Here is a 26406-nt window from a genome sequence, read left to right as displayed (position 1 = left end):
TAGCTTTATTGTAGCCTAATTTTTCTCTATACTAAATAATGAAATTGAGGTGATACTGATGGAACAGGAAAAAAGATACAGTCAAATGACTCAGCATGAGCTTAACCAGGAGATTGCTCAATTGCGTGAAAAAGCCAGGAAAGCCGAGCAGCTTGGCATGGTCAATGAATTTGCCGTCCTCGAGCGCAAGTCGACAATGGCACAGGCTTATCTGCTCAATCCGGAAGATTTTGAACCAGGCAAGATTTATGCCATTATAGGCGATCCGGGCAGTCATTTTAAAATAGATTATTTAAACGGTGTTTTTGCATGGGGATACCGTCTGAATGGCGACGGAAAAGAAGAAGCGTTGCCGATTTCTCTTTTGCAAAATAATAAAAAGTAGGCTGGTATCATGAGGCGATTTCGCCTCATGACCAGCCCGGCTTTACTATGAGCGCTTTCGTGTTTCGTGTTCAAGGATGATGTGCTTTTGGGTAAGCTTCGTTTCGCCATTCACCTGGGCGTACGAGTGCTTCGGGTTATACCAGCCTTTCGCAAATGGGCTGGAGTATTTGTTGTCGCTGAAGTTATTTTTCATATTTGCCATTACAAAGCCCCCTTCAAAATTTCCAATGCTCAATAGGTTTCAAATGAATCCTGTTCTCGCTGATTGGAAGCCCTCATTCGTTCTTGAGGATGAGTATTGATGGTCCCGTTGGCTCTTTTAGAAGAATATTCGGCTTTTGCCCGTGGTTCGCCTTCGAACTTATTGTCATTTCCATATGGAAATCCATTCTTTTTGTTTCGCATAAAATAGCCTCCTGCAAGCATGTCTTGAACACTCATGAAAAAGCAAAGATCTGAATGCAATGCTTTCCCACGTAACTTTAGTATGAATGATTTAATGAAGGACTATGTTATTTCAAAGGGATATTTTAATGGGAATAGAGGTGTAAATTATGAATGAATACATTGATAAATTAACCGATTTATTGTTGATCAAAAATGATCAAATCAGCCATGGGCGTGCACGGAGCTTGGTCGAACTCCTATGGGAAGATTTCGAAACGACATATGCCAAAGCCGGCCATGAGTACAAGGGCCGGGAAATGACTGCAAAAGTGGTCATCCATTGGATCGAGCAGTATGGAGAAAGGCTCCATGAATTTGCAGCGAGGAATCCGAGATATAAGCATCTGTTGGAAGATTCAGATGATGTGAAGCATTGATAAGGATGCTTTTGCTGCGCAAATCCACACACTATATTTTTTAAAACTCCAGTAAAAAAATCCCCTGCCGCAAAGCAAGGGATTTTTCTTTTATCCAGGATTCACATCCAATTTCTTTCGAAGTTTTTCCTCACTGAAAATCCATCCCGTATAGGAACCGATGATCTCGAGCTCTGTATCGAGCTGTACGACCGCGACAAATGGGTAATGACCATTGCTTCGATAGCGGAGGTCGATGAATCTTACTTCATAAAAATCGTCGAATTCGTCCACTTCCCATCGGAAAACTGGTGAGAAATGCAGGAAAGCAGACAGATTTTTGTCTCTTTTGGCAGAACGGATGACGTCTGTTTCCGGAACAGGAACCCGTTTGAATTTATCCAAAATCGTCACCGATCTTTGATAGGCACGTGCGACATAAAAATAGTCTTTCGTTTTGACGGCAATGCGCCATTGGTGGAATCTGACCGTCGGGGACACGATGATGCTTTCCGCATCCGGAACCAGCTTCTTGACGGAATGCTTGACGGCAAAATGCACCTGGAACCGTATTAGATAGTAAATGATCAAGATCATATAGATCGCCAAAAATGTATATCCGGGATCGCCTCCGAGAGCCCACATAATCAAGCCGACGATGTGGATTCCGAAAATGAACGGATCAAACGTGTTAATGACCCCCAATGCGACCCATTTCGACGAAAATGGACGCAATGCCTGTGTCCCATAGGCATTAAAAATGTCGACAAATACATGGAGGAAAACCGCGATAAATGTCCAAATCCATAAATGAAGCAAGTTTGCCTCCGGAACCAATGGGTATATAACGGCCACTATAGCCAGCGGCCAGAGGCAGACGGCCGGAATGGAATGCGTGATCCCCCGGTGATTGCGTATATAGACGGCGTTATTCCTTAATTTAAGAACCGTATCGATATCGGGAACCTGTGAACCAATCAGCGCTGCAATCAGGACGCTGTGTGCAGTGGCTGTATTTTCAGCAACAATGGGATCGAGCGTGGCCAATCCGCCGATCGCGAATCCCATGACAACGTGTGTACCAGTATCCAAGAAAGAATTCCTCCTTTAGCAAAAAGGACATATTTTACCGGTGTAGGAAAGCTTGTATTCATTTCAAAACATGATAAGGTATAAAGGAGTTCTGTACAATGGGAAAATCCATTCAAATGTGTATACGATATGAAGTCAAAGCGTATCTCCTTCCACAATATCACGAAACGATCAAGGAGGTCGCCGCCAATTTATCTCACTTCGATGCAGGGCATATCCTTTTGCATCGTTCCAACCACGATCCGTGCTCTGTCCTGGAGATGTTTCAAGTCCCATCAGAAGCGCATTTTTTTGCTTTGAAAAAACTGAGGACCTCGCGTGAACATGCGATATTCGGATCGTTGGACTCCATGATCGATGGAGGAGTGGAAAAAATGGAATGCTTTGGCATGATTACAGACCTATAATATTGTTATTCCCTAATTTGCATTGAGTTTAACATCTTGGAGGCAGTATAGTGACAAAAATATTTTTGAAGAATCTAGAAAACGTGAACATATCCCAATTCCAGCGGGATTTAATCGATTGGTTTCAACGTGAGCAGAGAATCCTTCCTTGGCGGGAAAATAAAGACCCTTATCGTGTATGGGTTTCAGAAATCATGCTCCAGCAAACGAGGGTCGATACGGTTATCCCGTATTTCAATAACTTCATGGCGAAATTCCCGACACTGAACGCGTTGGCAGAAGCCGAGGAAGAACAGGTGCTGAAAGCATGGGAAGGACTTGGCTATTATTCAAGGGTCCGGAATTTACATAAAGCTGTAAAGGAAGTGAAAGAAACGTACGCCGGCATTGTGCCAGATAATGCAAAAGAAATCTCTAAGTTGAAAGGCGTGGGCCCCTATACTACGGGAGCGGTTCTGAGCATTGCTTACGGTGTCCCGGAACCGGCAGTCGATGGAAATGTGATGCGCGTCCTTTCCAGGATCCTTTCCATTTGGGAGGATATCGCCAAACCTGCCACGCGAAAAATCTTTGAAGAAGCGGTCCGTGAACTGATTGCGAAAGACAATCCATCCGATTTCAATCAGGCGTTGATGGAGCTTGGCGCGATCATTTGTACACCGACATCCCCTTCGTGTCTGCTTTGTCCGGTCCGGGAACATTGTCAGGCCTTTCATGAAGGGGTGCAAGCTGAACTTCCAGTCAAAACGAAAAATAAGAAAAATAAAAAAGTTCAATTGGCTTCTGCTGTGCTTCGGACGGTTGACGGAAAGTACTTGATCAGAAAACGGCCTAGCGAAGGCCTGCTTGCAAACCTTTGGGAATTTCCGTATTTCGAAATTGATTCAAACTACACTTCTGCAAAAAGACAGTTGAATGATTATTTGCAGAAAGAATACAGTGAGGATGCCAAGCTTGAAAACGGGGCGTTCGCAAAACTTGACCACGTATTCTCCCATTTAACCTGGAATATTGAAGTATATGCGGGAGAAGTGGGCGGTGACATTCCACAATCCGAAACATTGAAGCTTGTCACCGAGGAAGAAATGCAGAAATACACCTTCCCCGTTTCAAACCAAAAAATGTGGAAGCACTATAAAGAAAAAGAGTGATTTTTAATAAAGGGTGACAGGCACCATCCATTTTCTGGATGGTGCCTGTCACCCTTTTAGTCATCCTTTTAAAATTAATCTCCGCTTCGTTCTGTCCCGTGTGTGTAGTCTGCTTCGTTCCTTTTCAACCCGCCTCTACTTTCAATTTCTTCGATGATTTGCTTGTGGATGGATTGGCCTTCAGCGTTCAGGTATGGAACCATTTGCTGGAGGGAATGGTGAAAGTATTCGAGCTCTGATTCCTTCCAGTCTTTTTTGGATAGCATAGATAGTTCGGTCATGTCCCTGCCAACGTACATGTATTTACCCACTCCTTTTTAAACGTCATTGTTCATTATTCTTGATTGCAGCATTGTTTGTTATTCGCAAAATCGCTAAAATATATGATGAGAAAGGATGAATAAATATGACAAATAAAGTTGCATTGGTCACTGGGAGCAGCCGCGGGGTCGGAAAAGCGATCGCCCTGGAGCTTGCCAAGCAAGGCTATGATATCGTTGTAAACTATGCCCGCAGCAAAAAAGCGGCGATGGAAACAGCAGAGGAAATAGAAAAGCTAGGACAAAAAGCATTGATCATCCGTGCGAATGTCGGGGATGTTGAAAAAATCCGTACGATGTTTGCCACGATTAAAGACGAATTTGGACGCCTAGATGTGTTCATCAGTAATGCGGCATCCGGTGTACTGCGCCCGGTAATGGAATTGGAAGAGTCCCACTGGGATTGGACCATGAACATTAACAGCAAAGCGCTTTTATTCTGTGCGCAGGAAGCAGCAAAGTTGATGGACAAAGGCGGCAAAATCGTCAGCATCAGTTCGCTTGGATCCATCCGCTATCTTGAAAATTATACGACAGTCGGTGTATCAAAAGCTGCGGTAGAAGCTCTGACACGCTACTTGTCCGTGGAGCTTGCGCCAAAAGGCATCGTTGTCAATGCCGTTTCCGGCGGTGCAATCGATACAGATGCACTGACGCATTTCCCTAACCGTGAACAGCTGCTTCAGGATGCAAGGGAAAAAACGCCTGCAGGACGAATGGTCGAAATAGAGGACCTCGTAAAAACAGTGAAATTCCTCGTGTCCGACGATGCCTTCATGATCCGTGGCCAAACGATTATCGTCGATGGTGGGCGTTCACTCCTCGTATAAAGAGGTGGCGCTTAGAAACAAATAGAAATTTTTTCCATAAAATTCGTTGGATAGCCTCCCGCATTAATGGATAAATTAATGAGCGTGGAGGTGATTACAATGGCAAAACAACCAAACAAAACTCAAGCTGGTACAAGCGTTCAACACGTGAAACAACAAAACGCTCAAGCTGGTCAACAAGCTGGTGCAGCTCAACAATACGGTACTGAGTTCGCATCTGAAACGAACGCTCAACAAGTTAAACAACAAAACCAACAATCTGAAGCTAAGAAAAACCAAGCTTCAGGAAACCAGGCTCAACAATAACCATTGTAGTGGCCAATACAGGGAGCTGACTCGAATAGAGTCGGCTCTTTTCCATGAGCAGTGCTTGGAGGTGCCTGTCACAAAAGTGCCACCCCTAATGCCCATCCTACTAAAGGACCAATTCATCCCGTTCGACAAAACTACTTCTCAACTGACAGAACTAGTCAAAGGGATTTCCTTCTGAACCAAGAAATTATGAAAGAGCAAATCATAAAGGTGGGTGCCGGCATGTCTCAATTCAACAAATTGGTTTCGGATCAATTGGAAACGATGGAACGTCTCTTGTATTTGCAGGCTGAAATTGAACGTTGTCAGGAATTGGAGATGGAACTGATTCAGCTGCAGGAGGAAGCAAGACTGGAAAATATAAAGGAAGAGATCGCCCAGATGAAAAAAGAACTTCATAAAATCCAAAAAACCTTTGAAGCTCAGACGGATGAAGTGATCAGGTCATATCAAGAAATGAAAATGTTTGCGTAAAGTATGAATGGGGAAAAACCAAGCGACGGCGGCTCTTGTGAAAAACAAGGGCTCTTTTGTTTTAAAAATTGTGATTAAACGTTATAATAATAGGAAAAAGAGATTCGGTCCCTTTTGAAAATAGGCTTTTTCACATACGTGGCTGCGGTGAAGATGAAAGAGCAATATATATTTAAGAGCCTCCGAAGAAGGGGTTATTTTATTTTTTTTAAAAACGAATACATACATAAAATGAGGAATTCGGATGGAAAGTAGGGGAAATAGTAATGGCGGTTCCGGTTGAAGGTGAAGGAATTCAAATCCACAGTTATAAACATGATGGAAAGTTACATAGAGTTTGGGATGAAACAATGGTGTTGAAAGGTACGAAAAATCTAGTCATCGGTGGGAATGATCGAACGATCGTGACGGAATCCGATGGACGGACATGGGTGACGCGCGAGCCTGCGATCTGCTACTTCCACGGTGAGCACTGGTTCAATATCATCGGGATGATTCGTGAAGATGGGATATACTATTACTGTAATCTCAGCTCACCGTTTGTTTATGATAAAGAAGCATTGAAATATATCGACTACGATTTAGATATTAAAGTATTCCCGGATATGACTTTCAATCTTCTCGATGAAGATGAATATGAACAGCATCGAAAGCAAATGGGCTATCCAAATGTCATCGATGAAATCCTAAAGCGGAATGTAGACAAACTTGTGCGCTGGATCAGACAGAGAAAAGGGCCGTTTGCGCCGGATTTTATTGATATATGGTATGAAAGATACTTAACATATCGTCGTTGATAAAGTGGTGATAAAAGGATAACGGTACCTGTTGAGAACACATCAACAGGTTTTTTCATTGTTGAAAAAGCCGTTCAGAGGAAGGAGGAAATAATATGGACAGCATCAAAAGGTACATGCGGTTCGTAAAGCCATATCGACTGCAAATTATTGGGACATTGTTCATCGGCATCATAAAATTCGTCATCCCACTGCTGATCCCGATTTTGATTAAATATGTGATTGATGATATTGTCGGAAGCCACTCGATGCCGAAGGATGAGAAAACGACCAAACTATTCATGGTGATGGGCGCGATGGTCGTCATCTTCCTGGTACTCAGGCCGCCCGTCGAATATTATAGACAATATTTTGCCCAGTGGACCGGAAATAAGATTTTATATGATATACGTGACAGATTATTTACCCATATCCAGAAACTAAGCTTCAAATATTATGCCAATACAAGAGCGGGGGAAGTCATCTCAAGGGTCATCAATGACGTCGAACAGACGAAGAATTTTGTCATTACCGGCCTGATGAATCTATGGCTGGATGCGGCGACGATCATCATTGCTGTGGGCATCATGATGACGATGAATGTGACGCTGACGATCGTCTCCTTGATTGTATTCCCGTTTTACGCTTTATCGGTACGATATTTCTTCGGAAATTTAAGGAAGCTCACACGTGCACGGTCACAGGCGCTTGCAGAAGTGCAGGGCTATTTGCATGAACGGGTCCAAGGGATGGCGGTGATCAAAAGCTTTGCCATTGAAGACTATGAACAAACCCAGTTCGATCAGCAGAACCAGAATTTCCTGCAAAAGGCTTTGAATCACACGAATTGGAATGCGAAGGCATTTGCCGTCGTCAATACGATTACCGACGTCGCGCCGCTTCTTGTGATCGGCTATTCGGGCTACCAGGTCATCCAGGGGGACCTGACACTGGGAACGATGGTCGCATTCATTGCGTATATCGACCGGTTGTATAACCCTCTTCGCAGGATTGTCAATTCTTCAACTACGCTTACTCAATCGATTGCATCGATGGACCGTGTATTTGAACTGCTTGATGAAAAATATGATATTGACGATGAACCAGATGCGATTGAATGCAAGGATGTCAAAGGAAACATTCATTTCGATCAGATCAGCTTTTCCTATGATGACGATGAAGGGAACGTACTGGAGGATATCGATCTAAATATCATGCCGGGTGAAACGATTGCATTAGTCGGGATGAGCGGCGGGGGAAAATCGTCTCTAGTCAGCCTGATTCCGCGCTTCTACGATGTAACGGCCGGGAGAATCGTGCTGGATGGCACCGATATACGGAAATTCCAGGTTAGGAGCCTGCGCGATAAGATCGGGATGGTGCTCCAGGACAATATTTTATTCAGCGAATCGGTCAAAACAAATATCAAATTAGGGAAGCCCGATGCAACAGATGAAGAAGTGGAAACGGCTGCAAGGGCCGCAAATGCACATGATTTCATCATGAGCCTCCCAAAAGGATACGACACAAAAGTCGGCGAAAGAGGGGTCAAGCTTTCAGGCGGCCAAAAGCAGCGGGTTGCCATTGCCAGGGTCTTTTTGAAGAATCCGCCTTTGCTCGTCCTTGATGAAGCAACCTCTGCCCTCGATCTTGAAAGCGAACATTTGATTCAAGAAGCGCTTGAAAAGCTTGCCAAGGATCGCACAACCTTTATCGTGGCCCACCGCCTTTCAACGATCACCCATGCCGACCGGATCGTCCTGATCGAGCATGGAAGAATTTCAGAAATCGGCTCCCACGCCGAATTAATGCGGGCAGAAGGGAATTATTATCGCCTATTCCAAGTACAGCAGCTGGATAGCTGAAAAAATGATATCAACAATTAAAGGGTTGGTTTCAAGGATAAAGCCGCGGCTTCGTCCTTTGAAACCACCCCTTTTTTTTCTATGGCATTTTAGGACTTGGCCAGACTTCTGACCAAACAATAGGATAAAGTTGTATTAGCATTATGGATTATCATGGTAAAATATAGAAAATCCCAGGGGTGGTGGAAAATATGGAGGTGATCTATTATCTTCTATATTGGCATTTTCTCTTAATGGTTGTTTTAATCTTAATTTTAAGTGCATTAGTGAGTGTTTTATTTCCGCGCATCCATTTTTTATTTCTCATATTGGCAAGTGGCTTGGCAGCATATTTTTATACAGTCGTTGTTGAAGTTAAAGACCTGACCCTTTTCACAATCATCGTTAATAGCACTTTTTCTTTCATCGGAATCGGGTATGTTAAATGTCTTATATATCTTAAAAAGAAGGGTGAAGAATATCAAGATTCCAATATCTGATTGTTTCAGATCGAGGACGAAAATGAACAATGATGAGGGAACCTTCAAGAATGGATTTTCTTTTTTTTGTTGATTTTAGCTTGTTAAAAGCTGACTCGTACTCGGTAAGTCAGCAAACTTCGGTAGACCTCGGAAGAGCCTTTTAAATACGCTCTTTTCGTAAAGTATTCATCAAAGGTTGTGTAAGGTTGATTTCCGCTGCAGGATTCTCGCTTTCCGAGGGGACTCACACAAAGTGAGGTCGTTCGATGTTGGCACACGAGGTGCCGAAATCGAACATCCGCCCAACCTCTCCTCGCTTCGCTGCGAGGTCTCACTTGCCCGCTGATCACTCTGGAGTCTCGCACCTTCCTCTCCAATCAACCTCATATGATGAGATATTTGAAAGAAAAACTGTTAAAAACAACAATCTTTGAGAAGAGAGCCTAATAAAAAACAGCCGCTTTCCACATGTTACTATTATCCTATAGCAAAAATTTATCATGAAGACAGGAACCATATTGGAAGAAGTTTGAAAAAAGTATATAGGAATATCAAATTTAGTTATTTAATAAAGTAAAGAGGTAGAATGATATTATTTTAGAAAAATATCATTATGCAATCCATTTGTAAAAAACGACCCTGCAATAACGGCGAACACTGCATAATAATTGTCATGTATTTGAAATTTAGGAGCTTTAACACTTTGAAGCAATAACGATATATAGATATAATTTTCGAAAAATTTAGTATTGTCAAAACAATTTATGTGTGTATAATAAAGCACATACGACATAATGGAAAATTTAAGATTTTCTGATAATTAGGCAGCAGGGGGGATATGAGTGACCACTAAGGAAACGGTACTAACGGTGGAGAATTTAAAAACATCCTTCTTTACAGATGACGGGGAAATCCCGGCTGTAGACGGAGTTGACTTTCATGTGAAAGAAGGAGAAATCCTTGGCATCGTTGGTGAATCAGGATGCGGGAAAAGTGTAACGTCCCTGTCGATCATGGGGCTGGTACCGAAACCGCCTGGGAAAATAGTCGATGGGAAAATCCTATTTCAAAATGAGGATTTAACAAAAGCATCGGAACGAAGAATGAGGCAGATCCGTGGAAATGACATCGCGATGATCTTCCAGGAGCCGATGACTTCCCTCAATCCTGTTTTCACGATTGGGAATCAATTAATGGAAGCAATCAGAATACATAACAAGTGGTCGAAAGCAAAAGCGCGTGAACGTGCAGTTGAGATGATGAAGCTGGTCGGTCTGCCGCGTTCGGAAGAATTGATGGACGAGTATCCTCATCAGCTATCCGGTGGAATGAGGCAGCGCGTCATGATTGCGATGGCAATGGTATGTGATCCAAAGCTGCTTATCGCGGATGAACCGACAACGGCTCTCGATGTGACCATCCAGGCACAGATATTAAAACTGATGCGAGATCTGAACAAGGACCTGAACACCGCGATCATCATGATCACACATGACCTTGGCGTCGTTGCAGAGGTCTGCGACCGGATCATCGTCATGTATTCCGGAAAGGTCGTCGAAGAAGGGGATGTCCAAACGATTTTCAAAAATCCTCAGCATCCATACACAAAAGGACTGATCCAATCAGTTCCGGATATGAGGAAAAAGCAGCAGCGCCTATATTCGATACCTGGCAATGTGCCAAAGCCCGGCGCCGTCAAGGAAGGCTGTCGATTTGCGGCAAGGTGTGAGTTTGCATTTGACCGCTGCTGGAGCGAAAATCCAGAGCTTTACAAAACGGACGACTATCATCAAACGCGTTGTTTCTTGCACGATAGCAAAGTAGGTGTTGGCGTATGACCGAATTAGTAAAAGAGCCTTTATTGGAAATTCAAGATTTAAAAAAGCATTTCCCATTGACGGGCGGTGTATTCGGCAAGACTGTCGGACATGTCAAAGCAGTGGACGGCGTATCCTTTTCCGTGAACAAAGGGGAAACGCTCGGAATCGTCGGGGAAAGCGGCTGTGGTAAATCGACCACAGGGAGGATGCTTCTCAGGTTGATCGAACCGACAGAGGGTGCGATTAAATTTGAAGGCAAAGATATTACGAAACTATCAAAAAAAGATATGCGCTCCCTCCGCAGGGACATGCAGATGGTGTTTCAGGATCCGTTTGCTTCCTTGAACCCCCGCCACACTGTGGAGAAGATTTTGGAGGAGCCGCTCATTGTCCATGGTATCGGCAATGCGGCTGAAAGAAAGAAAAAAGTTAGGGAGCTTTTGGAAGTGGTCGGCTTGAGCAGCTACTATGCCAAAAGGTATCCCCACCAGTTTTCTGGGGGGCAGAGGCAGCGGATCGGAATTGCCAGGGCTTTGATGACAAAACCAAAACTGATCATTGCCGATGAGCCGGTATCCGCTTTGGATGTCTCGATTCAATCCCAGGTGCTGAATCTGCTGGAGGATCTCCAATCAGAGTTTGATTTGACCTATATCTTTATCGCCCATGATCTTGGCGTCGTGAGACATATAAGCGACCGAGTCGGGGTGATGTATTTAGGAAGGATGGCGGAGCTTACAGAAAGCGATAAATTATATGAAAAACCGCTGCATCCATATACACAGGCGCTGCTTTCCGCGGTTCCAATCCCGGATCCGGAATACAAGCGCGACACGATCATCCTGCAAGGGGATATCCCGAGTCCGTCCAACCCGCCTAAGGGCTGCGCGTTCCATACAAGATGTCCGCATGCCATGGACATTTGCAAATCGGCAACGCCTCAATTCAAAGAAGCTGAACCAGGTCATTATGTTGCTTGTCATTTGTACTCGAATGATTAAGCAGCGTGACAATAAAAAAAGATTTATGGAGGGGTCAATGTGAAGAAAAAGAGTTTTTTACTAGCTTTTGTCTTTCTGATGATTTTGTCCTCAGCCCTTGTCGGCTGTTCTTCGAAGTCATCAAACGGTAATTCTTCTAAAGGATCTGATGGAGAATCCGCTCAAAAGACATTAATTTTCGGCCGCGGTGGTGACTCAGTCGGTCTCGATCCAGCAGCTGTAACAGATGGGGAATCATTCAAAGTTACAAAAAATATTTTCGAAACACTTGTTGAGTTCGGAAAACAGGATACACAAATCCATGAAGGCTTAGCAACGAAATGGGATGTTTCCGATGACGGTCTGACATATACGTTCGACCTTCGCAAAGGAGTAAAATTCCAGGACGGAACAGATTTCAATGCCGATGCGGTCGTATTCAACTTTGAAAGATGGATGAACGGTGATGCGGATAAATTCCCATACTTTGCTTCCATGTTCGGTGGATACAAAGGCGATGACGGTTTAGTCATCAAGGAAGTAAAAGCGCTGAATGACAATCAAGTACAATTCACGCTTAAACGTCCACAAGCTCCATTCTTGAAGAACTTGGCAATGAGTCCATTCGCAATCGCGAGCCCGGATGCCGTGAAAAAATTCGGCGACAAATTCACTGAAAACCCTGTAGGTACAGGACCATTCAAATTCGTCGAGTGGAAGCACAACGATAAAGTTGTCATCGAGAAAAACAAAGACTACTGGAAAAAAGGTTATCCGAAGCTTGATCAAATCGTATTCAAATCCATTCCAGAAAACTCAGCGCGTCTGAATGCGCTAATGAATGGGGAAATTGATTTGGCTGATGGCATCAATCCAAGTGATGCAGACCAAATCAAGTCCAACCCAGATCTTCAATTGTACGAACGTCCATCTATGAACGTTGGATACTTAGGGTTCACGGTTACTAGAAAGCCATTTGACAATCCGAAAGTGCGCCAAGCCCTGAACTATGCGATTGATCGTCAAGCGTTGATCGATGCATTCTACGGCGGTAAAGGAGTTCCAGCGAAAAACCCGATGCCTCCGGTTATCAGCGGCTATGACGATGATATCCAGCCATATGAGTTCAATTTGGATAAAGCGAAGGAATTGTTAAAAGAAGCTGGCTATCCGAATGGATTCGAAATGGAGCTATGGGCTATGCCTGTTCCACGTCCATATATGCCGGATGGAAAGAAAATTGCCGAAGCAATCCAAGCTAACTTTGCAAAAATCGGTGTTAAAGCAAAAATCGTTTCTTATGAGTGGGCAACATACCTTGAAAAAGCAAGCAAAGGGGAAGCGGATGCATACCTTCTTGGCTGGACTGGCGATAACGGGGATGCCGATAACTTCCTATATGCATTGCTTGATAAAGACAGCATCGGAAGCAACAACTACTCTTACTATAGCAACGATAAGCTTCATGACATCCTGATCAAAGCACAATCAGAAGTTGATGAATCAAAACGAAACGAATTGTACAAACAAGCACAAGAAATCATCCATGAAGATGCTCCATGGGCACCTCTTGTTCACTCTACACCTCTTCTTGCAGGTAAAGCGAACTTGAAGGACTTCTATCCACATCCAACAGGATCTGACTGGCTAGACGGAGTATACTTCGGAAAATAAGAATGAAGGATAAAGGGGAGGTGGCTGTCTCCCCTTTATTGTGAAATAAACGGTCCGATTTTAACAGATTGATAGAAATGGGCAAGGTTTTATGAATTGTCCATTGGGGCTCGTTCCCCGTTGTACATATATGGTAGAAGAGGTGAGACAGCATGCTTCAATATACAATCAGAAGGATATTACAATTGATTCCCGTTCTACTTGGAATGACGTTTGTCGTTTTTTTGATCATTCGTGCGATTCCCGGTAATCCCGCACAGGTCATCCTCGGCCAGCAGGCCACGAAGGAAGCTGTTGCTGCATTGACGAAAGAGCTGGGCTTGAATCATCCTTGGTATGTTCAGTACATCGATTATATTAAACATCTACTCCAGGGGAATTTGGGCACGTCGATCCGAACAAGGACGGCTGTCAGTGAAGAAATTTGGCCATACTTAGCCGCAACCCTCGAGCTTTCCCTCGTCGCGATGGTCATCGCGGTTGTTGTTGGGGTCAATGCTGGAATCATCAGTGCATGGTTCCAAAATTCATGGTTCGACTACGCAGCGATGATTCTAGCATTGTTGGGCGTTTCGATCCCTATTTTCTGGCTTGGCCTCATGGAACAGTGGGTATTCTCCATCAATCTTCATTGGCTGCCGACGACCGGCCGTGAAAATATACGCGATCCAATCGAAGCGATCACAAATTTGTATTTATTGGATACGTTGATTCAAGGAAGATTCGATCAATTCATCGAAGTGCTGAAGCATTTAATCCTTCCGGGCATCGCGCTTGGTACGATCCCGATGGCCATCATTGCCAGGATGACGCGTTCCAGTATGCTTGAGGTGATGCGTTCTGACTTTATCCGCACCGCGCGTGCGAAAGGAATGAAGATGTTCTGGGTCGTCTACAAGCATTCGCTGAAAAATGCAGTGATCCCGGTATTGACCGTCATCGGCTTGCAGATGGGGCTATTATTGGGGGGCGCAATCTTGACAGAAACGATCTTCGGATGGCCAGGCATAGGCAGGTATATTTATGATGCTATTTCATATCGTGATTATCCGGTCATTCAATCCGGCATCTTGTTGATAGCATTTATATTTGTCTTCATTAATTTGGTCGTAGATCTCCTCTATGCAGCAGTGGATCCAAGGATCAAATACAACTAAGTCATAAAAGGTTATGAAGTAAGGAGGAATCGATATGGCAGAACTAGCTCCCAATCAAGAAAAGCTTCAGTCCGTAAAAGCCGAAGAAGTGTCTTCTCCTTGGAAGGAAGCGTGGAGAGGGTTCAAGAAGAATAAATCTGCGCTGATCGGCGCTGGCATCGTTATATTCTTCATTTTCATCGCATTTTTTGCGCCATTATTGGCGCCGCAAGGAAACAATGAGCAAATGTTGTCTGACAGGCTTCAATCACCGTCGGCAGAGCATTGGTTCGGAACGGATGATTTCGGCCGTGATATATTTTCAAGGGTATTGTATGGGGCAAGAATTTCATTAACGGTAGGATTCTTTGCAGTCGTTGGCTCCGTCGTTGTCGGAAGCCTCCTTGGAATCATCGCGGGCTATTATGGAAAATGGACGGACATCATCATCTCCCGCTTTTTTGACATCATGCTGGCATTCCCGAGCATCTTGCTGGCGATTGCTGTCGTGGCTGTTTTGGGGCCATCACTTAGAAATGCCCTGATTGCGATCGCAATCATCAATGTCCCGAACTTCGGGCGTTTGATCCGTTCAAAAGTGTTGAGCGTCAAGCAGGAAGAATACATCATGTCGGCCAAAGCAATCGGAATGAGCGATGTCAGGATCCTGTTCCAGCACATCCTGCCGAACAGTATGGCTCCGATCATTGTTCAAGGGACGCTTGCGATCGCGACTGCCATCATTGAAGCGGCTGCGCTTGGTTTCCTTGGGCTTGGGGCACAGCCGCCTGCTGCAGAATGGGGGAAAATGCTTGCAGATTCCAGGCAGTACCTGATTCAAGCACCATGGACGATGATTTTTCCGGGACTTGCCATCATGGTAACTGTATTAGGATTCAACCTCATGGGAGATGGTTTGCGTGATGCACTTGACCCAAGGATGAAGAACTAAACAAAGCAGGGTTTTAAACAACTTTGATAAAATTAGGATGCAGCTTCTTAATATGTAGACAAAAGGGAACGAGGGAAAAATCCTCTTTCCCTTTTTTATTTTTAGTAGTTGATAGAAACGAATAGCTGCGACAGCGATGGGAGAAGCGGTCCGCAGAAAGCGTTCGCCTGAAGTGGGAATCAACCACTGATAGAAATAATCAATGGAAAAGACAGCTTCCCGGATGGGCAGCTGTCTTTTCTTTTTATTAATCGTCATCATCTTCAACCAATACTTCGTTTTCTTCTACGTGGTACGATTGGAAGCTGGCAATGAGTTTTTCTAAATGTTCAAGGTGCTCATTATATTCCAAGATGGAAGAGAGGAGGTGCATAAAATGAAAGGATTGAATTTCCTCCTGCAAATCGTATTCCCTCATCCTCTTAATGAATACTTTCAACAATTCATTCCGCTGGGCACACACATTATGGACGCTGTCAAACTCGATATCCGCCTTTACTTTGCCGACGAATTTCAATAAAAGCTGTTCATGGTAGCTCATCAGTCCATCGAGTTGGCCTTGGATCAACTGCAGGATTTCCTCCGGCAGCTGATGGATGTCATTCTCGAAGCGGTGGAGCCTTTTCAAAATTTCAAATGCTCTCCTTAGCGTTGAAATCATTTGGCGATAAATCACTAGCTTTCTATTTTTCGCAATATGATTCATTTTAAAATAACTGCGTTCTTCCTTGAAATGAAGATAGATTTGATCGATTTTGATCAGCCGCTCTTTGATCTTTTCCATGTCCTTTTTCAACAAGTGATTCTCTGTTGCGTGACGGGTGCTGAGGCGGATCCATTTCAGCATATCCTCCGTCACATTCGAAACGCGGGAAAATAATTTAGTCTCATACTTTGGCGGCAGAAAAATCAAGTTTACGATAAAGGATGAAAACACCCCTAGCATAATAGTAGAAAAACGTATGATGGCAAACTGAATGAAATTTTCTCCGGGTGCTTCCATGATGGAAATCATCGTAACAAGCGACAAACCGATCGTGTTCTCTATTTTTAACTTTAATATAATCGTTATGGCAATGATGGCGGCCAGTCCCACAAATATGACGTGATTTCCAAATAGAAGGACGATGGCGACTGCCAGTATAGCGCCGATCAAATTGGCCTGTACCTGTTCGATGATCGACAAATACGAACGATAAATGGTCGGCTGGACGGCAAAAATCGCTGCAATCCCAGCAAATACAGGGGACGGAAGATGCAGGATCTCTGCTACAAACAATGCTAAAACAATCGCGATTCCCGTTTTGAAAATGCGGGCACCAAGCTTCATAGTGATAGGATATCCTTTCCTAATTAAAAATTCGCCCCTTAAGAGGGGGTGTTACTATATATATACATGATGCATGTATATTAAACAACATTGTACTATACAGGGTCTTTTGGGGAATAGCAAGATGCTTTCGGTTAATTTTTTCACCTGAAAGGCTTTCCATATATGCATTGTAAAAAAATGGACAAAATTATGATTTGAGTAAAGAAAAACTTGCGCTCTGTCAGCGTATGTTCGGTTATCTACAGAAATGCCCTATTTTATTTTTGGCTCTGTTAAAAATATCGCTGTTGATTTCCGCGCAAGTCTTCGCTTTCCGCGGGCGGGCCGGGAGCCTCCTCGGCTATCGCCTCCGGGGTCTCCCTGACTCCGCTTTTCCGCCGGAGTCTTCGACTTGCACTCCAATCAACAGCTGGAGAAAGCGTATATCAACAATAAGCTTTAACAAAGCCTTATTGTTAAAAATCGACGCTTATTAAAAAACCTCATCAGGTACGGACCCTGATGAGGTGCATTAAAATAGTTTTACATCTGAGAGAATGCAATATTTACAGCTTCAATGGTTTCCTTGATATCTTCCTCCGTATGAGCGGTCGTGATGAACCAAGCTTCATATTTCGAAGGGGCGAGATTGATGCCTTGATTGAGCATGAGCTTGAAGAACTTCGCGAACATTTCGCCGTCGGTTGCTTCTGCTTGCTCATAGTTCACGACTGTTTCGGTTGTGAAGTAAATTGTCAATGCGCCTTTCAAGCGGTTGATTGTAATCGGTACATTGTGCGTTTTGGCAGCTTCCAAGATTCCTTCTTCAAGCAGCTTGCCTAAACGGTCAAGGTGTTCGTAGACACCTTCTTGCTTCAGAACTTCCAAGCATGCGATTCCGGAAAGGATGGAAGCCGGGTTTCCTGCCATGGTTCCAGCTTGATAGGCAGGACCTAGCGGGGCGACCTTTTCCATAATATCCGCACGTCCGCCGTATGCCCCGATCGGCAATCCGCCGCCGATGATTTTTCCCATCGCAGTTAGATCCGGCTTCACATTGAGAAGATCCTGTGCACCGCCGTACATGAAACGGAATGCCGTGATGACTTCATCATAAATGACGAGCGCACCGGCATTGTGGGTCAGTTCATTCACCTGCTCCAAGAAGCCTGGCTTCGGCTCGACGATCCCAAAGTTGCCGACAATCGGTTCGACTAAAACGGCAGCAATTTCGTCACCCCATTTTTCCAATGCTTCCTTGAACGGTTCGATGTCATTGAATGGAACGGTGATGACCTCTTGGGCAATGCTTTTAGGCACACCTGCTGAATCAGGTGTGCCAAGTGTAGAAGGACCAGATCCTGCAGCTACAAGGACAAGGTCGGAATGTCCGTGATAGCAGCCGGCAAACTTGATGACTTTATCACGGCCAGTATAAGCACGTGCAACACGGATCGTCGTCATGACGGCTTCGGTACCGGAATTGACGAAGCGAACCTTGTCCAAGGCGGGCATCGCTTCCTTCAGCATTTTGGCAAACTTGACTTCCTGCTCTGTCGGCGTCCCGTATAGAACGCCTGTTTCAGCAGCCTTTTTGATCGCTTCGGTAATATGGGGATGCGCGTGGCCAGTAATGATCGGGCCGTATGCCGCCAAGTAGTCGATGTATTTATTGTCATCGACATCCCAGAAATAAGCGCCTTCCCCTCGCTTCATGGCGACCGGTGCACCGCCGCCGACAGCTTTATAGGATCTGGAAGGGCTGTTGACGCCTCCGACAATATGTTCCAATGCTTCATTATGTAAACGTTCCGAGTTAGAAAAATTCATGGGTAAAACCCTCCTATTCTATGAAAGTACAACCTTCATTTTATTACGCTGGCCACCAATCTGCAAATCTAGAAAATGGTTAAGCATTCTAGAGGTCGTGGGCAATAGGATGTGATACACTATGGAATGGCAACGAGAAGAAAGGAGATCACATAAATGACTTATGCGATTGAAGTGGAACATTTGCGGAAAGAATTCAAGGCCTATTCGAGCCGTTCAGGGCTGAAGGGCGCATTCCGCGATTTATTGAATAGAAATTACCGGATCGTCCCGGCGGTCAATGATATAAGCTTTTCTGTCAAAAAGGGAGAGATGGTCGGCTATATCGGTGAAAACGGAGCAGGCAAGTCGACGACCATCAAAATGCTCACGGGGATATTGACTCCGACCGCTGGTTCAGTGACCGTCAACGGGATGAACCCACATAAGGAAAGGGAAAAGTTTGTCAATACGATCGGCGTCGTATTCGGTCAGCGTTCCCAGCTTTGGTGGGACATCGCCGTCCAGGAATCGTTCCGTTTATTGAAAAAGGTGTATAAAGTGTCGGATGAACAGTATGAGGAGCATATGCAGCATGTGATCGATACATTGGAAATCGGACCGCTGTTGGACAAGCCGGTCCGAAAGCTGTCACTCGGCCAAAGGATGCGCTGTGAATTGGGGGCGGCCTTGATTCATAATCCGCCATTGCTGTTCCTCGATGAACCGACAATCGGATTGGATGTCCTGGTTAAACTGAAGATCCGTCAATTTTTGAAAGAGATAAATGAGAAGTTTAACACGACCATCCTATTGACGACGCATGATCTGTCCGATATCGAAGCGTTATGCGACAGGGTCGTGATGCTTGATGAAGGAAGCATCATCTACGACGGTGCCCTCAGTCACTTAAAGCAAAGCTGGGGAGATAAAAAGGAAATTGAATTTCAATTCCTTGAGACCGTGGATGCGGAAGAATTGACGCATTTAACGAAGGAACTCGAGGTGAATTGGCTCATCGATCGGAAGATGCAAAAATTCGTTGCGACAGTGGAAGCGGATGATCAAAAGATTTCTTCGCTGATTGCCGTGGTGGTCAGTCATTATAAAATCAAGGATATCAAGATTCAAGAAACATCGACGGAAGAAATCATCCGCAATATTTATGAAAAAGGCTTTGTATAGGGGGGATTGAATCATGAGTAAATATATTGAAATGATTCGGATCCGCTTTTTGATGATGCTTGCATACCGGACGAATTACTATAGCGGCATCTTGATTTATAGCATCAATATCGGCGCCTATTATTTTCTCTGGCAAGCGATTTACGGAGGAAAAGAAAATATCCAAGGACTATCGATTATCCAAATGACCACCTATGTGGCAGTTGCCTGGATGGCGAGGGCATTTTACTTCAATAACATCGACCGTGAAATCGCAGCTGAGATCAAAGAGGGGAAGGTCGCCGTGGAATTGATCCGCCCCTACAGCTATCTTGGCATGAAAACGATGCAAGGTCTGGGGGAAGGGATCTTCCGAATACTGTTCTTTTCCATTCCCGGCATGGTGATCGTTTCCTTTATCTTTCCGATTCAATTTAATGCAGAATGGACGACATGGTTGAGCTTTGCCGTTTCGATCGTGCTAAGCTTCATGATCAACACGCAGATCAACCTGCTTACAGGGATGACGACTTTTTTCTTATTTAATAATGACGGCCTCATCCGGGCGAAGCGGGTGGTCATCGATTTGTTTTCCGGCCTGCTGCTTCCGATCAGTTTTTTCCCGATGTGGGCTCAGGGAGTCATGAAATATTTGCCCTTCCAAGGCATCAGCTATGTCCCGAGCATGATTTTCACCGGGGGTTTCAAAGGACATGAAGCGCTTGAAGCGATTTTGCTTCAAGGTGTATGGGCTGTAATCCTTTTCATCCCGATTCAAGTGCTTTGGGTGCTGGCAAAAAAACAAATGATCATTCAAGGAGGGTGACGATATGTTTTATGTATCGATGTTTTTTCAATATGTCGCCCAATATATGAAAACAAGACTGCAATATCGGATGGACTTGCTTGTGGAGATCTTTTCAGACCTTTTATTTCAAGCAGTCAATTTAATTTTTATCCTCGTTGTATTTGGGCATACGAGGCTGTTGAGTGGTTGGACCCAAAATGAAATCATTTTTATTTATGGATTTTTCCTTGTGCCGTTCGCGTTATTTTCATCGTTCTTCAATATATGGGATTTCAATGATCGCTACATTGTAAAAGGAGAGCTTGATCGTATATTGACAAGGCCGATTCACAGCTTGTTTCAAATCATCCTCGAGCGGATGGAGCTGGAGTCCCTGTTCGGTGTCATCACCGGATTGGCCGTCATGTTCTATGCAGGGGATGAATTAGGGCTGGAATTGACTTGGTACGATCCATTTGTGTTTATCATCATGGTCCTCGGCGGTGCGCTCGTATATGCAGGCATCTTCATCGCGCTAGCGAGCATCGGCTTCTGGTCCGATGCAAAAACGTCGATCATGCCGATGATGTATAATATCGGAAACTATGGAAGATACCCGGTCAACATTTATAATTCCGTCATTCGGTTCGTGCTGACCTGGATCCTCCCGTTTGCCTTTGTCGGCGTCTATCCGTCGGCGTTTTTCCTTGGGAAGAAGGAATGGTACGGCTATGCGTTCTTGACACCGGTCATCGGTTTGATCTTTTTCCTGATTGCGATCATTTTATGGAACAAAGGAATAAAACGGTACCGCGGTGCCGGAAATTAATCGAGAGCCTGGACAAAAATGTCCGGGCTTTTTTCATAGATTGACGAATTCGAGCGTACAATGTGTTGACGAGCCTTTGGGGGTGCAGGCCATTGATTTATACGCTGATGGGAGCGGTTGTCCTTTGTATGATTTTGAGCATGCGGACATTATTCATTCCTTCAAAGATGAAATATAAGCATGTTTCATTTGAAAACTTGATCTTGATCAGTTCGATTTATTGCACGTTGATGATCGGTTTCGGCCTCCTCTACACGATGCTGGAAATGAAGGGGATGCATGTATTGTCTGAAGGTGTAAATGCGGGTGTGGGAGGATTTTGGCAGCATTTGTGCACGAGTTTTTATTTCAGTGCGATGACGCTGTTTTCTGTTGGGTACGGAGATGTCGTTCCCATTGCAGCCGGTCGGTTGCTGGCTGGTATCGAGGCACTGATCGGCTACACGATCCCAGCGGCATTTGTCATGCGCACGGTGATGGATTTTGAAAAAACACATAAGTAGAGTTTTGAAATTTGTTTTCTCCGGCTGTTTTGGTTACGCTACTAGTGAAGATAATAGTTAGCTGGAGGGATTTGCATGAGTATTGAAGTAGGAAATGCTGCACCTGAATTTACATTGATGGCCAATAGTGGCGAAACCGTTCAACTATCTGATTTTAAAGGGAAGAAAAATGTGGTGCTTTATTTTTATCCAAAAGATATGACACCTGGCTGCACGACGGAAGCGTGTGATTTCCGCGATCAGCATGAGAACTTTTCGGATTTGGATACGGTCATCCTGGGAGTGAGCCCCGATCCGATCGAGAAGCACCAAAAATTCGTAGACAAGCATGGACTGCCATTCTTACTGCTAGTGGACGAAGATCATAAAGTAGCGGAAGCGTATGGTGTATGGAAATTGAAGAAAAACTTTGGCAAGGAATACATGGGGATCGAGCGCTCCACATTCATCATCGGAAAAGATGGTCAAATCGCCAAGGAATGGCGCAAGGTCAAAGTAAAAGAGCACGTTGCTGAAGCGCTGCAATTCATCAAAGATAATATGTAAGAGCGGAATTTAAAGAAAGTAAACTGAAAATAGGGAGAACGTCTATGCCTATTTTGAAAAACTCGAGGCAATTGTCCATGCATTCTTATGAAAAGAACATACCTTATACTAGGGCATACCTCCTCAGATAGTCTTACTTTAAGGGTCGATAGCATCGGCCCTCTTTTTTTATGGTGCCTGTCACTCCGGTGCCTGTCACCAAAAGTGCATAGCCTGAAAATGGACCGAGTGGTAAAATGAATGAAGGGAAGTCTTTTGTGGGATGGGAGTGAATACATGAAAATCCTGTTTACGTTTGACCCACTGAAAGAATATTTGGAAGAGGTTGAACAGCTTAAGGGCCAGCCAATGGAATCGATGATTGAAACGAATATTAATCGTGTATCTGATAGACAGTGGAATGAAGTAGAAGCGCTGGTTACATTCGGGGAAGACCTGAAAGAAATCCATATCCAAAAGGCAAAGCACCTTAAATGGATCATGGTCGTTTCAGCCGGTTTGGAGCTGATGCCGCTGGAGGCGATTCAAAAAAGGGACATCCTTGTGACGAATGCCCGCGGGATCCATAAAATTCCGATGGCTGAGTTCACGGTCGGTTTGATGCTTGAACATGCAAAGCAATTCCGGGTATTGCTTGGCCATCAGGAAAATCATAGCTGGCATGCCGGTCATTCCATGAACGAGCTTCACGGAAAAAATGTCATGATTGTCGGGGCAGGAGCGATAGGGACTGAAATTGCTAAGGTGCTGAGTGTCTTCGGGATGAATGTCCACGGTGTGAACTCAAGTGGTACCGTGAAAAAACCTTTTCACAGTATGCACACACTGAATACATTTAAGGATGCTTTGCCCGAGGTGGATTTTGTCATCAACCTTTTGCCGAGCACGAACTGGACACGGTTTATTTTTACGAAAGACCATTTTACAAGGATGAAACCTTCTGCAGTTTTCATTAATATTGGCAGGGGAGACGCAGTGAAAGAGGACGTATTGTTGGATGTACTGAAGAATAAAATCATTGCATTTGCATTCCTCGATGTATTCATGATGGAGCCTCTTCCGTCAAACCATCCATTCTGGTTCCTGGACAATCTAGTCATCACTCCACATGTATCCAGTCATTCAGAAAACTATTTGCGCAGGGCATTTGAAATATTCAGGCATAATCTACATACATATATAAATAATAAGAACACTTTCACGAATATAATTGATCCAAAGAGGGGGTACTAACAGATGAAAATTTATACGAAAACAGGAGACAAAGGGACGACCTCTTTGGTGTACGGACAAAGAGTTTCAAAATCAGATATGCGGGTCGAAGCTTATGGGACTTGCGATGAAGCGAACTCGATGATCGGACTGGCACTCAGCCATATTAAAAATGAATTCTTGCCGGACCAGCAGGAATTTATGAAAACCTTCCACCGCATCCAGACTGTCCTATTTCATGTAGGTGCGGAATTGGCGACTCCTTCTGGAAAAGAAGTCAAATGGAAGGTGGCCCAAGAAGAGGTGGATCATTTAGAGGCCGCGATTGATAAATGGGAAGAAGAACTTCCACAGCTCACGAATTTCATTTTGCCTGGAGGCCACCCATCTGGTGCATCATTCCACGCAGCCAGGACCATTGTCAGGAGAGCGGAAAGAAAAGCGGTTGCAATTGGCGAGGATGTAAATCCATTGGTGATGTCCTACTTGAACCGCCTGTCCGATCTGCTATTCGTGGCTGCAAGATATGTCAATCAGCAGCTCGGTGAAACAGAAGAGACTCTTCATCAAAACAAGCATGATTAATTGACAGAAACATACCATTCTTAGTAAACTATTTATAAAGATTTTAAAGTAATAATTAATTCTTTTTAGGAAAGAGGTGCATGACGGTGTCTCACGATCAGCTGAAAGAAGCTCTGGATACTTTAAAAGAAACAGGGGTGCGAATCACACCTCAACGTCATGCGATACTTGAATATTTAATCAGCTCCATGTCACACCCGACAGCCGATGATATCTACAAAGCGCTGGAAGGGAAGTTCCCCAATATGAGTGTGGCTACCGTTTATAATAATTTGCGGGTATTTCGTGAGGTGGGTTTAGTCAAAGAACTTACCTATGGAGATTCATCCAGCCGCTTCGATTTTGTGACAACCGATCACTATCATGTCATATGTGAATCGTGTGGCAAAATTGTGGATTTCCACTATCCAGGCCTCGATGAAGTGGAGCATCTGGCTTCGCATGTCACAGGCTTCAAGGTGGGGGCGCACAGAATGGAAATCTACGGAACGTGCCCCGATTGCAGCAAAAAAGAAGCACATTAAAAAAGATGGCGCATTATCATGCCGCCATCTTTTTTATTTTTTTCTATTATATGACTCATCAAATTCTTTTCCTTCAAGAGAAGCATCGAGCGTCAATGGCTCACGGCAGTGCATGCACATATCCACCCGCCCCAAAATCTTGGTCGGTTTTCCGCAGTTCGGGCAGACGACTTGTACGGCTTTTGTCGAGAGCATACCGATCCAAAAATAGACCACAGTGCTCGCGATGATCGCCAATAGGCCCAGTATCATAAATATTGTCATCACAATCGGATGTGTCCGGAAGAAAATGCCTATGTACATAATGATGAAGCCGATAAAAATCAAACTTAATGCAAACGTTCGGATCTTATTTATCTTATTTGAATACCTCGCCATAAAAAAGTCCCCTCCTAGAAAATTACTATATCATACTTTTATTGCTAATGAAGAAGAATGTTTGACAAGGAAGTGTCGAAAATTGTCTTTTCTTATTGAAGGATATTTATTATTATTGTCGAAGTAGTATCCTAAAATGTCAGTGATATTGGAGGAATAGATTATGGAGGATATCCTTCGTCCCATTTACCAAGAAAGAGCAAGCCAACAAAATACATTAGGCATATTGATGATAGAGAAAAGGCAGAATGCAAGTCCGATTACCGATACGTTCGACGTGGTCCTGCTCGTCATCGTCAAGGAAGCGGAGCAGTCTGTCTTTATTAAGCATTACACTTACCAAGAACAAAAAGCTGCATTGCATATTGTCAGCGAAGAGCAATTAAGAGAATGGATGCTTCTTGGAACCAATCGAAAAATCGTCGATTGGCTGTTCAACGGCAAGATCCTATTTGATCGGAACGAGTATGTCGATCACCTTAAAACAGAATTGAGGGATTTCCCGTTTTACGGACGGAAAATCAAAATGGGAATCGAGTTTGCTAAGTTAATAAGAAGATATACAGACGGTAAAGCGTTCTTTGATAACCATCATTACCTGGATGCATATAATCATATTGTCCATTCCCTTCATCATTTGGCGCGTTTATCCGTGATCGAAAATGGCTTCCATCCTGAAATAACCGTCTGGAATCAAGTGAAGCAGATCGAACCTGAAATCTTTAAATTATATGAAGAGCTTGTCACAAGCGACGAATCGATTGAAAAGCGTCTGGAGCTTCTTTTCTTGGCGAGCGAATTCCTGATTCATTCAAGAACACGTTCCGGTATCGGCCATCTCGTTGAAGTCTTGGAGAAAAAAGAATCATGGAGCTTCAATGATTTGATCAATCATGATGAGTTGAAGCATTATTCCGTAGATCTTGCAATCTTATTAGAGTATTTAGTAGAGAAAAACATGATTGAAGTAACCAATGTGGAGACGAAGGGACAAGGGATATTCCACCGTTACTATTCGGCTTCGAAAAAATTATCTTAAAATATCATTTTTCTGTTGACTTTCATTTCTAGGGCTGATATATTTATAAGCGTCGCTGCTGAACAACAACTTTGGCAGCGGCGAACGAAAGAAAAAAAGATAAAAAAAGTGTTGACACGAAAGTCATCGCTTGATATGATAATAAAGTCGCCATTGAGCGAAATTGATCTTTGAAAACTGAACGAAACAAACGTCAACGTTAATTCTATTTTTTAAAATCGAGCTAATCAAGCTTGAAAAAAGACGACTTTCAAAGTCGGCATTTTTTCGGAGAGTTT

Annotated in this window: 31 protein-coding genes; 24 read left to right on the top strand and 7 right to left on the bottom strand. The window is 44.0% G+C overall.

Annotated elements, in window-relative coordinates; all coding sequences use genetic code 11:
- The first annotated feature begins 58 nt into the window (after positions 1-58).
- Positions 59-385, top strand: coding sequence for a YfhH family protein (locus D9X91_RS19195; protein WP_121682270.1), 327 nt, complete (start codon positions 59-61; stop codon positions 383-385).
- A gap of 45 nt (positions 386-430) precedes the next feature.
- On the opposite strand, the gene D9X91_RS19190 is transcribed toward D9X91_RS19195, so the two are convergent.
- Together D9X91_RS19190 and D9X91_RS19185 are read right to left on the bottom strand one after the other, a co-directional pair.
- Positions 431-589, bottom strand: coding sequence for a YpzG family protein (locus D9X91_RS19190; protein ID WP_121682269.1), 159 nt, complete (start codon positions 587-589; stop codon positions 431-433).
- Positions 590-618: 29 nt separating this feature from the next.
- Complete coding sequence (locus D9X91_RS19185) at positions 619-792, bottom strand: small, acid-soluble spore protein K (RefSeq protein ID WP_121682268.1); 174 nt, start codon at positions 790-792, stop codon at positions 619-621.
- Between the two features lie 149 nt (positions 793-941).
- Here D9X91_RS19185 and D9X91_RS19180 point away from each other — a divergent pair, with 149 nt between their 5' ends.
- Positions 942-1211 carry a YfhJ family protein gene (locus tag D9X91_RS19180; RefSeq protein ID WP_121682267.1) on the top strand — a complete coding sequence of 90 codons (270 nt, stop codon included), beginning with the start codon at positions 942-944 and terminating at the stop codon, positions 1209-1211.
- Positions 1212-1301: 90 nt separating this feature from the next.
- Here D9X91_RS19180 and D9X91_RS19175 read toward each other — a convergent pair whose 3' ends face one another.
- Positions 1302-2282, bottom strand: a complete 981-nt coding sequence (locus tag D9X91_RS19175; protein ID WP_121682266.1) for a metal-dependent hydrolase — start codon at positions 2280-2282, stop codon at positions 1302-1304.
- Between the two features lie 98 nt (positions 2283-2380).
- Between D9X91_RS19175 and D9X91_RS19170 the strand changes: the two genes are divergently transcribed.
- Positions 2381-2689: a hypothetical protein gene (locus tag D9X91_RS19170; protein ID WP_121682265.1), complete on the top strand. Its 309-nt coding sequence runs from the start codon at positions 2381-2383 to the stop codon at positions 2687-2689.
- Between the two features lie 50 nt (positions 2690-2739).
- On the top strand, positions 2740-3840 hold the full coding sequence (mutY, locus tag D9X91_RS19165) for an A/G-specific adenine glycosylase (protein ID WP_121682264.1): 1101 nt from the start codon (positions 2740-2742) through the stop codon (positions 3838-3840).
- 74 nt (positions 3841-3914) lie between these two features.
- Here the strand turns inward: mutY and D9X91_RS19160 are convergent, their stop codons facing one another.
- Positions 3915-4139, bottom strand: coding sequence for a hypothetical protein (locus tag D9X91_RS19160; RefSeq protein ID WP_121682263.1), 225 nt, complete (start codon positions 4137-4139; stop codon positions 3915-3917).
- A gap of 107 nt (positions 4140-4246) precedes the next feature.
- Here D9X91_RS19160 and fabL point away from each other — a divergent pair, with 107 nt between their 5' ends.
- The 11 genes from fabL (at position 4247) to nikC (ending at position 15440) form a co-directional block, all read left to right on the top strand.
- Positions 4247-4990 carry an enoyl-[acyl-carrier-protein] reductase FabL gene (fabL, locus tag D9X91_RS19155; RefSeq protein WP_121682262.1) on the top strand — a complete coding sequence of 248 codons (744 nt, stop codon included), beginning with the start codon at positions 4247-4249 and terminating at the stop codon, positions 4988-4990.
- A 99-nt stretch (positions 4991-5089) separates the two neighbouring features.
- Positions 5090-5296, top strand: coding sequence for a gamma-type small acid-soluble spore protein (locus D9X91_RS19150; RefSeq protein WP_121682261.1), 207 nt, complete (start codon positions 5090-5092; stop codon positions 5294-5296).
- Between the two features lie 228 nt (positions 5297-5524).
- Positions 5525-5776: a YgaB family protein gene (locus D9X91_RS19145; RefSeq protein WP_121682260.1), complete on the top strand. Its 252-nt coding sequence runs from the start codon at positions 5525-5527 to the stop codon at positions 5774-5776.
- 266 nt (positions 5777-6042) lie between these two features.
- Entirely contained in the window at positions 6043-6573 is a 531-nt protein-coding gene (gene ntdP / locus D9X91_RS19140; RefSeq protein ID WP_121682259.1) for a nucleoside tri-diphosphate phosphatase, read from the top strand.
- Between the two features lie 95 nt (positions 6574-6668).
- Entirely contained in the window at positions 6669-8417 is a 1749-nt protein-coding gene (locus D9X91_RS19135; RefSeq protein WP_121682258.1) for an ABC transporter ATP-binding protein, read from the top strand.
- Between the two features lie 191 nt (positions 8418-8608).
- Entirely contained in the window at positions 8609-8896 is a 288-nt protein-coding gene (locus D9X91_RS19130; RefSeq protein ID WP_121682257.1) for a hypothetical protein, read from the top strand.
- A gap of 824 nt (positions 8897-9720) precedes the next feature.
- Entirely contained in the window at positions 9721-10716 is a 996-nt protein-coding gene (locus D9X91_RS19125) for an ABC transporter ATP-binding protein (RefSeq protein WP_121682256.1), read from the top strand.
- A complete protein-coding gene (locus tag D9X91_RS19120; protein ID WP_121682255.1) occupies positions 10713-11699 on the top strand; it encodes an ABC transporter ATP-binding protein in 987 nt (328 codons plus the stop codon). The genes D9X91_RS19125 and D9X91_RS19120 overlap by 4 nt, the downstream gene beginning before the upstream one ends.
- Positions 11700-11738: 39 nt before the next feature.
- Positions 11739-13352, top strand: a complete 1614-nt coding sequence (locus D9X91_RS19115; RefSeq protein ID WP_233569858.1) for an ABC transporter substrate-binding protein — start codon at positions 11739-11741, stop codon at positions 13350-13352.
- Positions 13353-13504: 152 nt separating this feature from the next.
- Positions 13505-14509: an ABC transporter permease gene (locus D9X91_RS19110; RefSeq protein ID WP_121682254.1), complete on the top strand. Its 1005-nt coding sequence runs from the start codon at positions 13505-13507 to the stop codon at positions 14507-14509.
- A gap of 34 nt (positions 14510-14543) precedes the next feature.
- Complete coding sequence (gene nikC / locus D9X91_RS19105) at positions 14544-15440, top strand: nickel transporter permease (RefSeq protein ID WP_121682253.1); 897 nt, start codon at positions 14544-14546, stop codon at positions 15438-15440.
- A gap of 247 nt (positions 15441-15687) precedes the next feature.
- Here nikC and D9X91_RS19100 read toward each other — a convergent pair whose 3' ends face one another.
- On the bottom strand, positions 15688-16770 hold the full coding sequence (locus D9X91_RS19100) for an FUSC family protein (RefSeq protein WP_121682252.1): 1083 nt from the start codon (positions 16768-16770) through the stop codon (positions 15688-15690).
- 525 nt (positions 16771-17295) lie between these two features.
- The gene (locus D9X91_RS19095; protein WP_121682251.1) at positions 17296-18582 is read right to left on the bottom strand and encodes a glutamate-1-semialdehyde 2,1-aminomutase; all 1287 of its coding nucleotides are present in this window, start codon (positions 18580-18582) and stop codon (positions 17296-17298) included.
- Positions 18583-18738: 156 nt separating this feature from the next.
- On the opposite strand from D9X91_RS19095, the gene D9X91_RS19090 reads away from it, so the two are divergent.
- From D9X91_RS19090 to perR, 8 genes are all read left to right on the top strand, one after another.
- Positions 18739-19746, top strand: coding sequence for an ABC transporter ATP-binding protein (locus D9X91_RS19090; protein ID WP_121682250.1), 1008 nt, complete (start codon positions 18739-18741; stop codon positions 19744-19746).
- Positions 19747-19759: 13 nt separating this feature from the next.
- Positions 19760-20551 carry an ABC transporter permease gene (locus D9X91_RS19085; protein ID WP_121682249.1) on the top strand — a complete coding sequence of 264 codons (792 nt, stop codon included), beginning with the start codon at positions 19760-19762 and terminating at the stop codon, positions 20549-20551.
- A gap of 4 nt (positions 20552-20555) precedes the next feature.
- Positions 20556-21341 carry an ABC transporter permease gene (locus D9X91_RS19080; RefSeq protein ID WP_121682248.1) on the top strand — a complete coding sequence of 262 codons (786 nt, stop codon included), beginning with the start codon at positions 20556-20558 and terminating at the stop codon, positions 21339-21341.
- Between the two features lie 92 nt (positions 21342-21433).
- On the top strand, positions 21434-21844 hold the full coding sequence (locus D9X91_RS19075) for a potassium channel family protein (protein WP_233569857.1): 411 nt from the start codon (positions 21434-21436) through the stop codon (positions 21842-21844).
- 75 nt (positions 21845-21919) lie between these two features.
- Complete coding sequence (bcp, locus tag D9X91_RS19070) at positions 21920-22390, top strand: thioredoxin-dependent thiol peroxidase (protein ID WP_121682247.1); 471 nt, start codon at positions 21920-21922, stop codon at positions 22388-22390.
- 276 nt (positions 22391-22666) lie between these two features.
- Positions 22667-23623, top strand: a complete 957-nt coding sequence (locus tag D9X91_RS19065; protein WP_121682246.1) for a D-2-hydroxyacid dehydrogenase — start codon at positions 22667-22669, stop codon at positions 23621-23623.
- A gap of 3 nt (positions 23624-23626) precedes the next feature.
- A complete protein-coding gene (locus tag D9X91_RS19060) occupies positions 23627-24187 on the top strand; it encodes a cob(I)yrinic acid a,c-diamide adenosyltransferase (RefSeq protein ID WP_121682245.1) in 561 nt (186 codons plus the stop codon).
- Between the two features lie 80 nt (positions 24188-24267).
- The gene (gene perR / locus D9X91_RS19055; protein WP_121682244.1) at positions 24268-24711 is read left to right on the top strand and encodes a peroxide-responsive transcriptional repressor PerR; all 444 of its coding nucleotides are present in this window, start codon (positions 24268-24270) and stop codon (positions 24709-24711) included.
- A 33-nt stretch (positions 24712-24744) separates the two neighbouring features.
- Here perR and D9X91_RS19050 read toward each other — a convergent pair whose 3' ends face one another.
- Positions 24745-25089, bottom strand: a complete 345-nt coding sequence (locus D9X91_RS19050) for a YgzB family protein (protein ID WP_121682243.1) — start codon at positions 25087-25089, stop codon at positions 24745-24747.
- A 163-nt stretch (positions 25090-25252) separates the two neighbouring features.
- Between D9X91_RS19050 and D9X91_RS19045 the strand changes: the two genes are divergently transcribed.
- Entirely contained in the window at positions 25253-26128 is an 876-nt protein-coding gene (locus tag D9X91_RS19045) for a nucleotidyltransferase-like protein (RefSeq protein WP_121682242.1), read from the top strand.
- Positions 26129-26406 lie beyond the last annotated feature (278 nt).

Source organism: Falsibacillus albus, from assembly GCF_003668575.1.
Taxonomy (GTDB): Bacteria; Bacillota; Bacilli; order Bacillales; family DSM-25281; genus Falsibacillus; species Falsibacillus albus.
The sequence above is the reverse complement of the archived record's forward strand: the minus strand, read 5'-3'. Positions and strand labels throughout refer to the sequence as shown.

Bases quoted from the DNA above. Each gene is read 5' to 3' on its own strand.
- D9X91_RS19195 (WP_121682270.1), top strand. From the start codon at position 59: ATGGAACAGGAAAAAAGATACAGTCAAATGACTCAGCATGAGCTTAAC.
- D9X91_RS19190 (WP_121682269.1), bottom strand. From the start codon at position 589: ATGGCAAATATGAAAAATAACTTCAGCGACAACAAATACTCCAGCCCA.
- D9X91_RS19185 (WP_121682268.1), bottom strand. From the start codon at position 792: ATGCGAAACAAAAAGAATGGATTTCCATATGGAAATGACAATAAGTTC.
- D9X91_RS19180 (WP_121682267.1), top strand. From the start codon at position 942: ATGAATGAATACATTGATAAATTAACCGATTTATTGTTGATCAAAAAT.
- D9X91_RS19170 (WP_121682265.1), top strand. From the start codon at position 2,381: ATGGGAAAATCCATTCAAATGTGTATACGATATGAAGTCAAAGCGTAT.
- D9X91_RS19160 (WP_121682263.1), bottom strand. From the start codon at position 4,139: ATGTACGTTGGCAGGGACATGACCGAACTATCTATGCTATCCAAAAAA.
- fabL (WP_121682262.1), top strand. From the start codon at position 4,247: ATGACAAATAAAGTTGCATTGGTCACTGGGAGCAGCCGCGGGGTCGGA.
- D9X91_RS19150 (WP_121682261.1), top strand. From the start codon at position 5,090: ATGGCAAAACAACCAAACAAAACTCAAGCTGGTACAAGCGTTCAACAC.
- D9X91_RS19145 (WP_121682260.1), top strand. From the start codon at position 5,525: ATGTCTCAATTCAACAAATTGGTTTCGGATCAATTGGAAACGATGGAA.
- ntdP (WP_121682259.1), top strand. From the start codon at position 6,043: ATGGCGGTTCCGGTTGAAGGTGAAGGAATTCAAATCCACAGTTATAAA.
- D9X91_RS19135 (WP_121682258.1), top strand. From the start codon at position 6,669: ATGGACAGCATCAAAAGGTACATGCGGTTCGTAAAGCCATATCGACTG.
- D9X91_RS19130 (WP_121682257.1), top strand. From the start codon at position 8,609: ATGGAGGTGATCTATTATCTTCTATATTGGCATTTTCTCTTAATGGTT.
- D9X91_RS19120 (WP_121682255.1), top strand. From the start codon at position 10,713: ATGACCGAATTAGTAAAAGAGCCTTTATTGGAAATTCAAGATTTAAAA.
- D9X91_RS19110 (WP_121682254.1), top strand. From the start codon at position 13,505: ATGCTTCAATATACAATCAGAAGGATATTACAATTGATTCCCGTTCTA.
- nikC (WP_121682253.1), top strand. From the start codon at position 14,544: ATGGCAGAACTAGCTCCCAATCAAGAAAAGCTTCAGTCCGTAAAAGCC.
- D9X91_RS19100 (WP_121682252.1), bottom strand. From the start codon at position 16,770: ATGAAGCTTGGTGCCCGCATTTTCAAAACGGGAATCGCGATTGTTTTA.
- D9X91_RS19095 (WP_121682251.1), bottom strand. From the start codon at position 18,582: ATGAATTTTTCTAACTCGGAACGTTTACATAATGAAGCATTGGAACAT.
- D9X91_RS19090 (WP_121682250.1), top strand. From the start codon at position 18,739: ATGACTTATGCGATTGAAGTGGAACATTTGCGGAAAGAATTCAAGGCC.
- D9X91_RS19085 (WP_121682249.1), top strand. From the start codon at position 19,760: ATGAGTAAATATATTGAAATGATTCGGATCCGCTTTTTGATGATGCTT.
- D9X91_RS19080 (WP_121682248.1), top strand. From the start codon at position 20,556: ATGTTTTATGTATCGATGTTTTTTCAATATGTCGCCCAATATATGAAA.
- bcp (WP_121682247.1), top strand. From the start codon at position 21,920: ATGAGTATTGAAGTAGGAAATGCTGCACCTGAATTTACATTGATGGCC.
- D9X91_RS19065 (WP_121682246.1), top strand. From the start codon at position 22,667: ATGAAAATCCTGTTTACGTTTGACCCACTGAAAGAATATTTGGAAGAG.
- D9X91_RS19060 (WP_121682245.1), top strand. From the start codon at position 23,627: ATGAAAATTTATACGAAAACAGGAGACAAAGGGACGACCTCTTTGGTG.
- perR (WP_121682244.1), top strand. From the start codon at position 24,268: ATGACGGTGTCTCACGATCAGCTGAAAGAAGCTCTGGATACTTTAAAA.
- D9X91_RS19050 (WP_121682243.1), bottom strand. From the start codon at position 25,089: ATGGCGAGGTATTCAAATAAGATAAATAAGATCCGAACGTTTGCATTA.
- D9X91_RS19045 (WP_121682242.1), top strand. From the start codon at position 25,253: ATGGAGGATATCCTTCGTCCCATTTACCAAGAAAGAGCAAGCCAACAA.